This window comes from Pelomonas lactea (assembly GCF_043555885.1).
Classification (GTDB): domain Bacteria; phylum Pseudomonadota; class Gammaproteobacteria; order Burkholderiales; family Burkholderiaceae_C; genus Pelomonas; species Pelomonas lactea.
Window position 1 is genome coordinate 186,782 of the sequence record NZ_JBIGHX010000008.1, and the last position, 13,125, is coordinate 199,906.

Sequence of the window (13,125 nt, forward strand, 5' to 3'; positions counted from 1 at the left end):
TCAGAGCAGCTTCTGGGCGGCCTTGAGGATGGCGGCGCAGGACTCGTTCTTCTCCCCGAAGTCCTTCCACGCGGTGTCGCGCGCGATGGCCTGCCACTTCTTGAGCGTGGGCTCGTCCATGTCGTACACCTTGGCGCCGGCCTTGGCGTAGATCTCGGCGGCAGCCTTGTCGTCCGCCTTGGCGGCGTCCATGGCAAAGGCTTCCATCTCGGCGCCCACGGCCATGATGATGTCTTGCTGGGCCTTGGGCAGCTTGCTGAAAACCTCCTTGGAGATCATCAGCGGCTCCAGCATGAACCAGTAGGTGCGCTGGCGGCCGGAGGTCAGGTGCTTGGCGATTTCTTCCAGCTTGAACGAGATGAAGCTGGTGGACGACGTCATCGCCGCATCCATCGCCCCGGTCTGCATGGCGGCGTAGATTTCGTTGGAGGGCAGGGTGATGACGGACGCGCCGGCGTTCTTCAGCATCATGTCCATCTCGCGGCTGCCGCCGCGCACCTTCAGGCCCTTGGCGTCGTCCGGCGTGACGAGCGGCCGCGCGCGGCTGGCCACGCCGCCGGCCTGCCAGACCCAGCTGACGATCATCACGCCCTTGTCGTCCAGCACCTTGGACAACAGCTTGCCCACCTCGGCCGTTTTCCAGGCCGCACCCTGCTCGTAGCTGGGCACGAGGGCCGGCATCAGGCCGGCGTTGGTTTCTGCCACTTCACCGCCGGCGTAGCTCAGCGGCACCAGGCTCATGTCCAGCGCGCCCTTGCGCAGGGCCGAGAACTGGGCGTTGGTCTTCATCAGCGACGAGCCCGGGTAGACCGAGGCCTTCAACGCGCCGCTGGTGCGCTTCTCGACCTCGGTCGCGAACTTGCGGCAGAGGCGGTCGCGGAAGTCGCCTTCGGCCAGCGTGCCGCTGGGGAACTGGTGCGAGATCTTCAGGCCGCCAGTCTGGGCGAAGGCGGTGGGCCAGGCGGCTGCAGCGGCGGTTGCGGCCAGCCAGTCGCGTCGGGTCAGGGTCATCGATGTCTCCAGAGTCCGCCATGGGTGGCGGTATGCGGCCGCAGTGTGTTGGCGGCCCTCTGGGCGATCAATCAACCTCGCGCGGCGACGTTTACGCCGCGCGCAACGGTCGTGGGTTAACCCTGCAATTCCGTGGCATGTGCCCGGCACGCCGCCAGCAGCGACAGCAGGTTGGGATCGCGCTCGCGCGTACGCAGGAAGCACACGCTGATCTTCTGCCGCATCTGGTAGCGCGGCAGCAGCGGCACGAGCGCCACGTTGCGCGGCAGGACGCCACGGATGCGCCCGGGCAGCAGCGTGCAGCCGATGCCGCCGCCCACCAGGTTCATCAGCGAGAAGATGTCATTGGTCGTCATGACGACGTTGGGCTCGAAACCGGCCACGCGGAAAGCGTCGAGAAAGCGGTCGTGCGTCACATAGCCTTCGTTCAGCGACACGAAGCGCTCGTCGGCGCAGGTGCTGAGGTCGATCTCCGCCCGCTGCGCGTAGGGCGACCCTGCGGGCGCTGCGAAGAAGATGTCGTCCTCGAACAGCAACTGCGTCTCGACGTCGCCGGCGCCCTCCGGAATGCCCATCACCGTCGCGTCAACGGCGCCTTCGCGCAGCTTGCGCAGCAGCTCCTGGTTGGAGCCCAGTACCAGCTCGGTCTGGATGTCGGGCCTGCGCAGGCGCAGGCCCATGATGAGGGCGGGCACGGTGACGCTGGTCAGCGAGTACAGCGAGCCGATGCGGATGCGGTCGGCCGCGTAGCCGGCGATCTCGCGCGTGGCGCGGATGCCGTTGGACATCGTCTGCAGCACCTCGCGCGCCACATCGGCCAGCGCATGCGCCGCGTCAGTGGGCTGCAGGTTGCGGCCCTCCAGCCGGAACAGGCTGCAGCGCGTGCCCGTCTCCAGCGAATGCAACGCGCGGTGCACGCTGACGGCGCTGATGCCCAGCCTCTCGGCGGCGCGCGCGAGATTGCCGCTCTCCATGAAGGCCAGCAGGATCTCCAGCTTGCGAAAGGTGATCTCTTCGTCGATGCGGTTGAGCATGGGCGCGCATCGTAGCGATGGGCCGCCGCTGGCTGATGGCTGTATAAAAATACAGTATCATGCAACCTCTGCAGTTGCCCGGTGTGAGGTGCACACCAAGGCATTCAAGCCCGGCGGCCTCCAGGTCGCCGGGCCTTTTTTATGCCCGCTGCGCGCGCAGCGCGGCCAGCTCCTGGCGCAGCGAGGCGTTCTCGGCTTCCAGCTCGGCGACGCGCTGCTGCAGGCCGGCGAGCGTCGGTGGCGGTGCTGGCGGCGTGTCGGCATCGGGCGCTTCGTCAACCGGTTCGGCGACGGGGGCGGATGCGCGTCGCTTGGCCTCGCGCACACGCTTGGCGGCCTGCTTGAGTTCATCGGCACCGGCGGCCGCAGCGGCGGCCTGTTCCTCGGCTGGCAGGCTGGCCACGGCGGCGGCGGCGTTGATGGACACGACGCCAGCCTTCACCGCAGCCACCAGCTCCGGCGCGCCCTGTTTCTGGATCTTCTCGATCAGCACGACCTGGTTGCTGGACAGCCGCGCTGCCTTGGCCAACGCCTCGCGGGTGGCCAGCGCGTCCTGCTCGCTCACTGGCGCCGGCGCCGGTGACGGTGCAGGCGCTGCAGGGGCGTCCATGGGGGCGTCGATGCCGGGCGGCGGAGGCGGTGTGCTGCGGGCGCGACGCTCGGCGACGATCTCGCGCTTGCGCAGCGCGAGCACGCCGCGCTGGAAGTCCGAGATGCTGCGCCGGCCCAGGTGCTGGTCGATCATCCACAGGTGCACGTCTTCCATGGAGGTGAAGCGCGTGTTCTGCACCGTCTGGAACGGCAGGCCGTGCTTGGTGCAGATGCCGTAGCGGTTGTGCCCGTCCACCAGCACGTTGCCCCACAGCACCAGCGCATCGCGGCACCCCTCGGCCAGGATGCTGCGCTCCAGCGCGTCGTGTTCCTCCGGCGTCAACGGATCGATGTAAGCCTTGAGTTCTTCGTTGACGACGATGTCCATGGAGCCAAACCCACAACCGCAAAAGAAAAAGCCGTTGAAGGTTCAACGGCTTTTTGGATCGGTGGTGGAGAGGAGGAGGATCGAACTCCCGACCTCCGCATTGCGAACGCGGCGCTCTCCCAGCTGAGCTACCCCCCCCACGCGAGCGACGCAGTATAGCCTCGTCGCGAGGCTGCTATCGTGCGCGGCCATGACGCCCCGCAAAACAGAGGCCTGGTTCGAAGCCCAGTACAACAACCGGCAACGGGTGGCCGACAGCGCCGACGTGCTGGCGCGCTGGGCAGAGGCCTCGGCACTGGTGCGCAGCCGGGCGAACTGCCAACTGGACGTGCGCTACGGCGCAGACCCGAGGCAGACGCTGGATGTCTTCAAGCCCGACCCGGCCTTTGCGGGCGGCTTCGCGCCGGTGCTGGTGATCGTGCACGGCGGCTGGTGGCGCTCGCTGGACAAGTCGGACTACAGCTTCCTGGCCGCCAGCTTCACGGACGAGGGCGCACTGGTGGTGGTGCCCAACTACGACCTGTGCCCGGCGGTGAGCATCGAACACATCGCGATGCAGCTGACCGAGGCCGTGGCCTGGGCCTGGCGGCATGCCGCCGAGCATGGCGGTGACCCCAGCCGCATCGTGTTGCTGGGGCATTCGGCCGGTGGCCACCTGGCCGCCATGTTGAGCTGCTGCGACTGGAAGCGCGTGGCCCGCGACCTGCCGCGGCGGCTGGTGCAGTCGGCGATGTCGGTCTCGGGGGTGCATGACCTGGCACCGCTGCTGCACGTGCCCTTCCTGCAAGACGACCTGCGGCTGGATGCGGCGGCCGTGCGGCGGCTGAGCCCCGTGCGCTTTCCGCCGCCGGCGGCGCCGCAGACGCTGGTGGCGCTGGCGGGGGCGCAAGATAGCGAGGAGTTCCGCCGCCAGAACCGCCTCATCCGCGAGGCCTGGGGCGCCCGCGCGGTGCCGGTATGCGACGAGCTGCCGGGCTGCAACCACTTCACGGTGCTGCACGACCTGGCCGACCCGCAGGGGCGCTCCCACCAACTGCTGCGGCAGCTGCTGGGGCTGCGCTGGTACAGCGGGCTGCTCTGAGCCGCTCCTACGCGGGCAGTGACACCGCGTCCAGCAGCTCGCTCTCGATCTGCAGCTGGGCCTTGTTGTGCTGCAGCGCGGGGCCGTCGACGAGGAAGGTGTCTTCCACGCGCTCGCCCAGCGTCGAGATCTTGGCCAGCTGCAGGTTGATGCCGTGGCGCGCCAGTACCCGCGCGATGGCGTAGAGCAGGCCGGCGCGGTCGCTGGTGCTGATGGTCAGCAGCCAGGCCGTGGCGCGCTCGTCGGGCCGCAGCGAGATGCGCGGCGAGTACGGGAAGCTCTTCACGCGGCGTGACAGCCGGCCACGCCTCGGCTCGGGCAGCGGGCCGCCGGCCTGCAGCACGGCGGCGAGCTTCTGCTCGACCATGGGCACGAGGTCGCGGTGGTGTACGTCGGCCTCCGGGCGGATGGCCTGAAAGGTGTCCAGCGCGTAGCCCTTGCGCGTCGTGTGCACCTTGGCGTCCAGGATGCTGAAGCCGGCGGTGTCGAAGTAGCCGCAGATGCGGGCGAACAGATCGGGCTGGTCGGGTGCGTAGACCAGCACCTGCAGCCCTTCGCCAATGGGCGAGGGGCGGGCGCGCACGACCGGCACGATGGTCTCGACGTGGCGCCATAGCGAGCGCGCATGCCAGGCCAGCTCGGCGCCGTCGTGCCGAGCGAAGTAGCTGACGGCCAGCGTCTTCCACAGCGGCTCCTCGGTGCCGGGCAGCTGGGAGTGCAGCGCCAGGTCCTGCCGCGCTTCCTGCTTGCGCGTCTCGATCTCCGCGTCCAGGTTCAGCGGCGCGCCGCCCAGCGCGCGCAGCGTGATGCGGTACAGGTCCTCCAGCAGCTTGCCCTTCCACGCGTTCCAGACCTTGGGGCTGGTACCGCGGATGTCGGCCACGGTCAGCAGGTACAGCGCCGTAAGGCGGCGCGTGTCGCCCACCTTGGCAGCGAAGGCGGCGATGACGTCGGGGTCGGCCAGGTCTTCCTTCTGTGCGACGCGCGACATCGTCAGGTGGTGCTCGACGAGGAACACGCACAGGGCCGTGTCCTGGGGGCTCAGGCCGTGCTGGCGGCAGAAGCGCTTCACCTCGACGGCACCCAGCTCGGAGTGGTCGCCGCCGCGGCCCTTGGCCACGTCGTGGAAGAGGGCGGCGATGTACAGCAGCTCGGGAGCGTCGAACTGGGCGGCAAGCTGCGAGCAGAACGGGTACTCGTGGACGTGCTCCGGGATGAAGAAGCGGCGCACGTTGCGCAGCACCATCAGGATGTGCTGGTCCACCGTGTAGACGTGGAACAGGTCATGCTGCATCTGCCCGACGATGGCGCGGAACACCCACAGGTAGCGGCCCAGCACGGAGGTCTGGTTCATGAGCCGGAAGGCGTGCGTCTGGCCTTCGTGGTGGCGCAGCATGGCCATGAAGGTGGCGCGGTTGACCGGGTCGCGGCGCCAGGCGGCATCCATCAGGCCGCGGGCGTTGTACAGCGCACGCAAGGTGCTGGCCGACAGGCCCTTGATGCCGGGCGTCTGCTGGTAGACGAGGAAGGTGCGCAGGATGGCGTGCGGGTCCTGCAGGTAGAGGTCGTCCGTGGCGACCTCCAGCATGCGGCCGCGGTCCAGGAAGTCGATCTGGCCCTCGATGGGGCGCAGCACGCCGGGCTCCGACTCGTTGATCTGCTCCTCCAGGTTGAGCAGCAGGATCTGGTGCAGCTGCGTGACGGCCTTGGCCGCCCAGTAGTAGCGCCGCATCAGCACTTCGGAGGCGCGCTGCGATGGCGTGCTCTCGAAGCCGAAGCTCTGCGCCACGGCCGTCTGCAGGTCGAACACGAGGCGGTCCTCGCGCCGGCCGGCCACCGCGTGCAGCCGTGCGCGGATCAGGCGCAGCTGGTTCTCGTTGCGCTGCAGCTGGCGGCTCTCGAACGGCGTGATGAGGCCGCGCTGGGCCAGTGCCTTCCACGTAGTGCCGAAGCCCGCGGCACGCGCCACCCAGATCAGCATCTGCAGGTCACGCAGGCCGCCGGGGCTTTCCTTGCAGTTGGGCTCCAGCGCGTAGGGCGTGTCGTCGAACTTGGTGTGGCGCTGCAGGCTCTCCAGCGTCTTGGCGCGGAAGAAGGCCTTGGGGTCCATCGCCTGCATGAAGCGCGCGGACATGGCCCGGAACAGACCGGCGTCGCCCGCCAGCGGCCGGGCTTCCAGCAGTGCGGTCTGGATGGTCACGTCGCCGGCCGACTCCGACAGGCATTCGGCCAGCGTGCGCACCGAGGAGCCGATCTCCAGCCCCACGTCCCAGCACGACGTGATGAAGCTCTCGATGGCGGTCTTGGCCGCGCCAGGCTGGTAGGCCTCGACGCCGTCGGGCAGCAGCACCAGCACGTCGACGTCGGAGTAGGGGAACAGCTCGCCGCGCCCGTACCCACCGACGGCCGCGAGGCTGGCGCCGTCGGGCATGCCGGCCTGCGCCCAGAGCGCGCGCAGCGTGTCGTCCACGTGGCGGGCCAGGCGGCGCAGCAGCCGCTCGGCACCGGCCTGGCTGGGGCGCTCGGCGAGGAAGCCGTCGATCAGCGCCTGCTTGCCAGACTTGAACTGCTGGCGGCGTTCAGCGAGCGTTGTCACCGGTCAGGCCGTGGCGGCGGCGGCCTGCGTGATGAAGGCCGGCGGCGGCGGGCTGCCGGCCGACAGCGTCATCACCTCGTAGCCGGTCTCGGTGACCAGCAGCGTGTGTTCCCACTGCGCGGACAGGGAGCGGTCCTTGGTGACGATGGTCCAGCCGTCGCCCAGTTCCTTGATCTCGCGGCGCCCCGCGTTGATCATGGGCTCGATGGTGAACATCATGCCCGGCACCAGCTCGTCCAGCGTGCCGGGGCGGCCGTAGTGCAGCACCTGCGGTTCCTCGTGGAAGACGCGGCCGATGCCGTGGCCACAGAACTCGCGCACGATGGAGAAGCCGGCGTTTTCGGCAAAGGTCTGGATGGCGTGGCCGATGTCGCCCAGGCGCGCGCCGGGTTTGACCTTGGCGATGCCCTTCCACATGGCCTCGTAGGTGAAGGCGCACAGGCGCTTGGCGGCGATGGAGCCGTCGCCGACGACGAACATGCGGCTGGTATCGCCATGCCAGCCGTCCTTGATGACGGTGACGTCGATGTTGACGATGTCACCGTTCTTCAGCGGCTTGTCGTTCGGGATGCCGTGGCAGACCTGATGGTTGACCGACGTGCAGATCGACTTGGGGTAGGGGATGTAGCCGGGCGGGCAGTAGTTCAGCGGCGCCGGGATGCCCTGCTGCACGTTGACGATGTAGTCGTGCGCGAGCTTGTCCAACTCGTTCGTCGTGACGCCGGGCTGGACATGCACCGTGAGCATGTCCAGGACTTCGGACGCCAGGCGCCCGGCGATGCGCATGCCTTCGACATCGGCAGCGGTCTTGATCGTGATGGCCATGGGCGAATTATCAATCCGCCCAGACCACGCTGCCGGTCTGCCACGTGGCCAGCACGACGATGCCGAACGCGATGCGGTACCAGGCGAACACGGCGAAGCTGTGGCTGGACACGTAGCGGATCAGCCAGCGGATGCACAGCAGCGCGCTGATGAACGCGAACATCAGGCCCACGGCGAACATCGGCAGGTCGGCCCAGGCCAGCGCGTCGCGCTGCTTGAGCACCGAGTAGGCGCCGGCCCCCATCAGCGTCGGAATGCCCAGGTAGAAGCTGAACTCCGTGGCCGCCTTGCGCGACAGGCCCAGCACCAGGCCGCCGATGATGGTGGCGCCCGAGCGGCTGGTGCCGGGGATCATGGCCAGGCACTGCAGCAGGCCCACCTTCAGTGCGTCCAGCGGCCGCATGTCGTCCACCGTCTCGACGCGGGCGCGGCGGCTGCCTTGCAGGTCCATGTCGCCGTACAGCCGTTTGTGGCGGCCTTCCACCCACAGGATGATGAGGCCGCCGACGATGAAGGCCAGCGCCACGGGCACCGGGTGGAACAGATGGGCCTTGATGACCTTGCCGAACGCCAGCCCCAGCACGACGGCGGGCAGGAAGGCGATCAGCACATTGAGCGCAAAGCGTTGCGCCTGCGGTTCGCCGGTGATGCCGCGCACGGTACGAGCCAGCCTCTCGCGGTATTCCCACACGACGGCGAACATCGCGCCCGTCTGCACGGCGATCTCGAACACCTTGGCCTTCTCGCCGACGAAGTTCAGCAGCGAGCCGGCGAGGATGAGGTGCCCCGTGGACGAGATTGGCAGGAACTCGGTCAGCCCTTCGACGATGCCCATGACGGCGGCTTTGATCAGCAGGATGACGTCCACGTACGGCTCCGGAAATACAAGGTTAGAAAAAGGCGGCGCAGTGTAGCCAGCCGCTTTTGCAGAACTCGTGCCCGGAACTTGCCGCATGCTGACCCCAGGGCTACATTACTGACCGTTCGGTCATTAACTCAGCTCTCTTGGCCACCGTCACCCCCCGCCAACGCCGCAAGGACGCCCGCCCGCAGGAACTGCTGGACGCGGCCCTGGCCCTGTTCGTCGAGAAGGGCTTCGCGGCCACGCGCAGCGAGGAGATTGCCGCGCGCGCCGGCGTCGCCAAGGGCACGCTGTACCGCTACTACCCGAGCAAGGACGAGCTGTTCAAGGCGATGGTGCGCGAGAACCTGTCCGTGCACATCACCGAGTCGGCCGCGCAGGCGGCGCTGCACACCGGCTCCATCGCCGACCTGCTGCACCAGATGATGCGCGCCTGGTGGGCCAAGGTGGGGCATGGCAATGCCGGCGTGGTGTGCAAGGTCATGATGGTGGAAGCCCGCCATTTCCCCGAGCTGGCGCGCTTTTACGTGGACGAGGTCATCAAGCCCTCGCAGAACCTCATCGGCGGCCTCATCGAGCGCGGCATCCGCAGCGGCGAGTTCCGCGCCGTGCCCGTGGAGGCGACGGTGCACCTCCTGATCGCGCCCATGCTGCACATGCTGCTGCACGAGCACTCGTTCGGCGAGCACGACATCTGCCACCAGACCATGAGCGCCGAGGATTTGCTGGACGCCCAGATGGCGCTGCTGCTGCATGGTCTGCTCGCCGCGCCGCCGCGCACCTAGAATTTTGGTTTTTGTCCCGCCGACCCGCGCGCCCCGGAGAACCAGATGAACGTCGAACAAGCCCGCTTCAACATGATCGAGCAGCAGATCCGCCCCTGGGACGTGCTCGACCCCAGCGTGCTGGAGCTGCTGCACGTCGTGCACCGCGAGGATTTCGTGCCCGAGGCGCACAAGTCGCAGGCCTTTGTCGACGTCGAGCTGCCGCTGACCGCCACGCGCCGCATGCTGGCGCCCAAGGTCGAAGCCCGCCTGCTGCAGGAGCTGAAGGTGCAGCGCCACGAGAAGGTGCTGGAGATCGGCGCCGCCACGGGCCACCTGGCCGCGCTGCTGGGCCACAGGGCGCAGCGCGTCGTCGCCGTCGAGGCCGACGCCGGCCTGGCTGCGCAGGCCGCCGCCAACCTCAAGCGCACCGGCGTGCTGAACGTCAGCGTGTTGAACCAGGATGGCGTCGCCGGCGTGGCCGCCGAGGAGCCCTTCGATGTCATCCTGCTGTCCGGCTCCGTCGCCGCGGTGCCGCAGGCGCTGCTGAACCAGCTCAAGGTGGGTGGCCGCCTGGCGGCCATCGTTGGCGGCGAGCCCGTCATGCGCGCCGTGCTCGTCACGCGCAAGGGCGCCAGCGAATTCAGCTCCGTGGAGATGTTCGACACGGTCGCCGGCCGCCTGCCCGGCTTCGCCGAAGCCCCGGCGTTCAGCTTCTGAAGCACTGACCTTGGACGCCGCCCGTCGCTGCCAGACGCCGCCTGACGCCTTTTCGGGGCAACTCGTCACATGGCTTCAGTCATCGGCGGGCTTTGCGTCTATAACCCGGGCCGCTGTTTAAATCACTGCTCCAGCCAAGGAATCCCATGCCCTTCGTTCCCGCCCAACGTCCGATCCTGCAACCGCTGGCCCTTGCCGTCGGCCTTCTGCTCGCGGGCGCGGCCCAGGCCCAGAGCCTGCAGGAGCTTTACGACGCGGCCCGGGGCTACGACGCGACCTACCTCGCCAGCAAGGCGACCGCGGATGCCGCGGCCGCCCGCGCCGCGCAGGCCGAGGCGCTGACCCGCCCGACGCTGGGGCTGTCGGCCTCGGGCACCGAGGCGCGCACCGAGCCGCCCAGCGGCAACGGCGTCACGGCCCGCACGCTGACGGCCGGTCTGCAGGGCAAGTATTCGGTCTACAACGCCGCCAACGCGCCCACCATCGACAAGGCTCGCCGCGGCTACGCGGTGGCGCAGGCCGACCTGGAGTCCGCCGAGCAGGATCTCATCGTGCGCCTGGCCACGGCTTATTTCGACGTGCTGGCCGCGAAGGACGCGCTGTCCACCACACAAGCCAACAAGGCGGCCATCTCGGAGCAGCTGGCGTCGGCCAAGCGCAACTTCGAGGTGGGCACGGCCACCATCACCGACACCCGCGAAGCGCAGGCCAAGTACGACCTGGCCGTTGCGCAGGAGCTGGCGGCGGACAACGACCTGCGCGTCAAGCGCGTCACGCTGGACCAGTTCGTCGGTCGCGTCGGTGTGGAGCCCAAGGGGCTGGCCCAGCCGGTGGCGCTGCCGGCGCTGCCCAGCAACGTCGTGGACACCTGGGTGGCCACGGCCGATGACCAGCACCCGGCGGTGCGCAAGGCACGCCTGGGCCTGGAGGTGGCACAGCTGGACACCCAGATCGCCCGCGCCGGCGAGCGGCCCACGCTGGACGCCAGCGCCACGCTGGGCGGCCAGAACCTGCACAACAGCCTGAGCGGCCTGGCGGCGCAGTCGTCGGGGGTGGGCACCACGAAAAACGCCAGCATCGGCCTGACGCTGACCTACCCGCTCTACACCGGCGGCCTGACGCAGAACCGCATCAAGGAAACGCTGGTGCTGGAAGACAAGGCCCGCAACGACCTGGACTTCGCGCGTCGCAGCGTTGCCGAAGCCACGCGCCGCGCCTTCTTCGGCGTGCAGTCGCTGAAGGCCCAGGTCGCCGCCTACGAGGCCGCCGAGTCGTCCACCAAGCTCGCGCTGGAAGCCACGCAGCTGGGCTACAAGGTGGGCGTGCGCGTGAACCTGGACGTGCTGAACGCCCAGACGCAGCTCTACTCCACGCAGCGTGACCTGGCCAAGGCGCGCTACGACGTGGTCGTCAACAGCCTCAAGCTGCGCCAGGCCTCCGGCCAGCTGCGCGCCGAGGACCTGAGCGCCGTCAACACGCTGCTGGCCAAGTAAGCCGCCTTGGCGGTTGCCAGCCACCCCGCTGCGGCGGGGTTTTTCACGCCCGACCGGCGCCGATGACGTTGAGCGGAATCTTCAGGTAGCTGACGCCGTCGTCCTCGGGCGGGGGCACCTGGCCGGCGCGGATGTTGACCTGGATGGACGGCAGGATCAGCGTGGGCACGTCCAGCGTCGCGTCGCGTGCCTGGCGCATCTGTACGAACTGCGCCTCGCTGATGCCGTTGCGCACGTGGATGTTGGCTGCGCGCTGCTGCGCCACGGTGCTTTCCCAGGCCGGCGCGCGGCCGGCGGGCGGGTAGTCGTGGCAGACGAACACGCGCGTCTCGGGCGGCAGCGCGAGGATGCGCTGCACGGACGCGTACAGCGCGCGTGCATCGCCGCCGGGAAAGTCGGCGCGGGCTGTGCCGACGTCCGGCATGAACAGCGTGTCGCCGACGAACACCGCGCCGTCCACGACATAGGCCATGTCGGCCGGCGTGTGACCCGGCACCAGCAGCGCCTGCGCCGGTGTCTCGCCGATGTGGAACACCTCGCCGTCCTGGAACAGGTGGTCGAACTGCGTGCCGTCGGGCAGGAAGCCGCGCTCCAGGTTGAAGAGCTTCTTGAACGTCGCCTGCACCTGCGTGATGTGCTCGCCGATGGCGATGCGGCCGCCGAGCTGCTGCTGCAGGTAGCGGGCGCTGGACAGGTGGTCGGCGTGCGCGTGGGTTTCCAGGATCCACTGCACGGTGAGGCCCTGCTCGCGCACATGGGCGATGAGCCGGTCGGCCTGCTGCGTGGCGGTGCGGCCCGACTTGAAGTCGAAGTCCAGCACGGGGTCCACGATGGCGGCGCAGCGGCTGGCGGTGTCGGCAATGACGTAGGAGACGGTCCAGGTCTTGTCGTCGAAGAAGGCCTGGACGGTGGTGCTGGTGGCCATGCGGGCTCCCGGTTGGTTCAATCTGTTGACGAATAATATATTTGTTTGCATAATGAAGTCAACGTCACGGAGCCCGCCATGTCCGATCCCGTCATCGACACCCCCACGTTGCGCCGCGCCGCCGGCCAGGCCGTCAGCGCCCTGAAGCTGCTGGCCAACGAAGACCGCCTGCTGCTGCTGTGCCAGCTGTCGCAGGGGGAAATGTCCGTCAGCGAGCTGGAGGAGGTGCTGGGCATCCGCCAGCCGACGCTGTCGCAGCAGCTGGGTGTGCTGCGCGGGGAGGGCGTGGTGGACACGCGCCGCGACGGCAAGCGCATCTTCTACAGCGTGGCCGACCCGCGCCTGCTGCAGGTGCTGGCCGTGCTGTACGACCTCTATTGCCCCAAGGAGTGAGCGATGAACATCGCCTGGCATGACTTCACGCCCGTGGCCTCGCTGGCCGGCGGGGCGCTCATCGGCCTCGCGGCCGCGCTGTTCGTGCTGCTGAACGGCCGCATCGCCGGCATCAGCGGCGTGCTGGGCGGGCTGTTGCGGCCCGTGCGCGGCGATGTGGGCTGGCGGCTCGCGTTCGTGCTGGGGCTGGTGGGCGCGCCGCTCGCGTATGCGCTGTTCACCGCGGTGCCGCTGCCGCGCATAGACGCCGGCTGGCCCACGCTGGTGCTGGCCGGGCTGCTGGTGGGCGTGGGCACGCGCTACGGCGCCGGCTGCACCAGCGGGCACGGGGTCTGCGGCCTGTCCCGGCTGTCGCCCCGCTCGCTGGCGGCCACGCTGGCCTTCATGGGAGCCGGTTTTGCCACCGTGTTCCTGCTGCGTCACGTTGTTGGTTTCTGAGGAG

General features: G+C 68.8%; 13 protein-coding genes and 1 tRNA gene. 6 read left to right on the plus strand and 8 right to left on the minus strand.

From position 1 onward, the window contains the following. The 4 genes from dctP to ACG04Q_RS20460 all read right to left on the minus strand — a co-directional run bounded on the left by dctP (window position 1) and on the right by ACG04Q_RS20460 (window position 3,162). Entirely contained in the window at window positions 1–1,011 is a 1,011-nt protein-coding gene (dctP, locus tag ACG04Q_RS20445; protein ID WP_394513196.1) for a TRAP transporter substrate-binding protein DctP, read from the minus strand. Between the two features lie 116 nt (window positions 1,012–1,127). Further along, a complete protein-coding gene (locus ACG04Q_RS20450) occupies window positions 1,128–2,045 on the minus strand; it encodes a LysR substrate-binding domain-containing protein (RefSeq protein ID WP_394513197.1) in 918 nt (305 codons plus the stop codon). A 139-nt stretch (window positions 2,046–2,184) separates the two neighbouring features. After that, window positions 2,185–3,024: a ParB N-terminal domain-containing protein gene (locus ACG04Q_RS20455; RefSeq protein ID WP_394513198.1), complete on the minus strand. Its 840-nt coding sequence runs from the start codon at window positions 3,022–3,024 to the stop codon at window positions 2,185–2,187. Between the two features lie 62 nt (window positions 3,025–3,086). Beyond that, window positions 3,087–3,162, minus strand: a tRNA-Ala gene (locus ACG04Q_RS20460). Window positions 3,163–3,214: 52 nt separating this feature from the next. On the opposite strand from ACG04Q_RS20460, the gene ACG04Q_RS20465 reads away from it, so the two are divergent. Then, on the plus strand, window positions 3,215–4,105 hold the full coding sequence (locus tag ACG04Q_RS20465; protein WP_394513199.1) for an alpha/beta hydrolase: 891 nt from the start codon (window positions 3,215–3,217) through the stop codon (window positions 4,103–4,105). A gap of 7 nt (window positions 4,106–4,112) precedes the next feature. Here ACG04Q_RS20465 and ACG04Q_RS20470 read toward each other — a convergent pair whose 3' ends face one another. Genes ACG04Q_RS20470 through ACG04Q_RS20480 form a run of 3 tightly spaced genes read right to left on the minus strand, consistent with a single transcriptional unit; the run spans window position 4,113 to window position 8,394 of the window. After that, complete coding sequence (locus tag ACG04Q_RS20470; RefSeq protein WP_394513200.1) at window positions 4,113–6,701, minus strand: [protein-PII] uridylyltransferase; 2,589 nt, start codon at window positions 6,699–6,701, stop codon at window positions 4,113–4,115. 3 nt (window positions 6,702–6,704) lie between these two features. Beyond that, entirely contained in the window at window positions 6,705–7,526 is an 822-nt protein-coding gene (map, locus tag ACG04Q_RS20475; protein ID WP_394513201.1) for a type I methionyl aminopeptidase, read from the minus strand. A gap of 10 nt (window positions 7,527–7,536) precedes the next feature. Next, on the minus strand, window positions 7,537–8,394 hold the full coding sequence (locus ACG04Q_RS20480; RefSeq protein ID WP_394513202.1) for an undecaprenyl-diphosphate phosphatase: 858 nt from the start codon (window positions 8,392–8,394) through the stop codon (window positions 7,537–7,539). Between the two features lie 137 nt (window positions 8,395–8,531). On the opposite strand from ACG04Q_RS20480, the gene ACG04Q_RS20485 reads away from it, so the two are divergent. From ACG04Q_RS20485 to ACG04Q_RS20495, 3 genes are all read left to right on the plus strand, one after another. Next, entirely contained in the window at window positions 8,532–9,173 is a 642-nt protein-coding gene (locus ACG04Q_RS20485) for a TetR/AcrR family transcriptional regulator (RefSeq protein ID WP_394513203.1), read from the plus strand. A gap of 45 nt (window positions 9,174–9,218) precedes the next feature. Then, on the plus strand, window positions 9,219–9,872 hold the full coding sequence (locus ACG04Q_RS20490) for a protein-L-isoaspartate O-methyltransferase family protein (protein WP_394513205.1): 654 nt from the start codon (window positions 9,219–9,221) through the stop codon (window positions 9,870–9,872). Between the two features lie 146 nt (window positions 9,873–10,018). Further along, window positions 10,019–11,365 carry a TolC family outer membrane protein gene (locus ACG04Q_RS20495; RefSeq protein WP_394513206.1) on the plus strand — a complete coding sequence of 449 codons (1,347 nt, stop codon included), beginning with the start codon at window positions 10,019–10,021 and terminating at the stop codon, window positions 11,363–11,365. Between the two features lie 43 nt (window positions 11,366–11,408). On the opposite strand, the gene ACG04Q_RS20500 is transcribed toward ACG04Q_RS20495, so the two are convergent. After that, window positions 11,409–12,290 (minus strand): MBL fold metallo-hydrolase, encoded by an 882-nt coding sequence (locus ACG04Q_RS20500; protein ID WP_394513207.1) that lies wholly within the window; start codon window positions 12,288–12,290, stop codon window positions 11,409–11,411. 78 nt (window positions 12,291–12,368) lie between these two features. Between ACG04Q_RS20500 and ACG04Q_RS20505 the strand changes: the two genes are divergently transcribed. Both ACG04Q_RS20505 and ACG04Q_RS20510 read left to right on the plus strand, forming a co-directional pair. Continuing rightward, the gene (locus tag ACG04Q_RS20505; RefSeq protein ID WP_394513209.1) at window positions 12,369–12,683 is read left to right on the plus strand and encodes a metalloregulator ArsR/SmtB family transcription factor; all 315 of its coding nucleotides are present in this window, start codon (window positions 12,369–12,371) and stop codon (window positions 12,681–12,683) included. Window positions 12,684–12,686: 3 nt separating this feature from the next. Continuing rightward, window positions 12,687–13,121 (plus strand): YeeE/YedE family protein, encoded by a 435-nt coding sequence (locus ACG04Q_RS20510; RefSeq protein ID WP_394513210.1) that lies wholly within the window; start codon window positions 12,687–12,689, stop codon window positions 13,119–13,121. The last annotated feature ends 4 nt before the right edge of the window (window positions 13,122–13,125 follow it).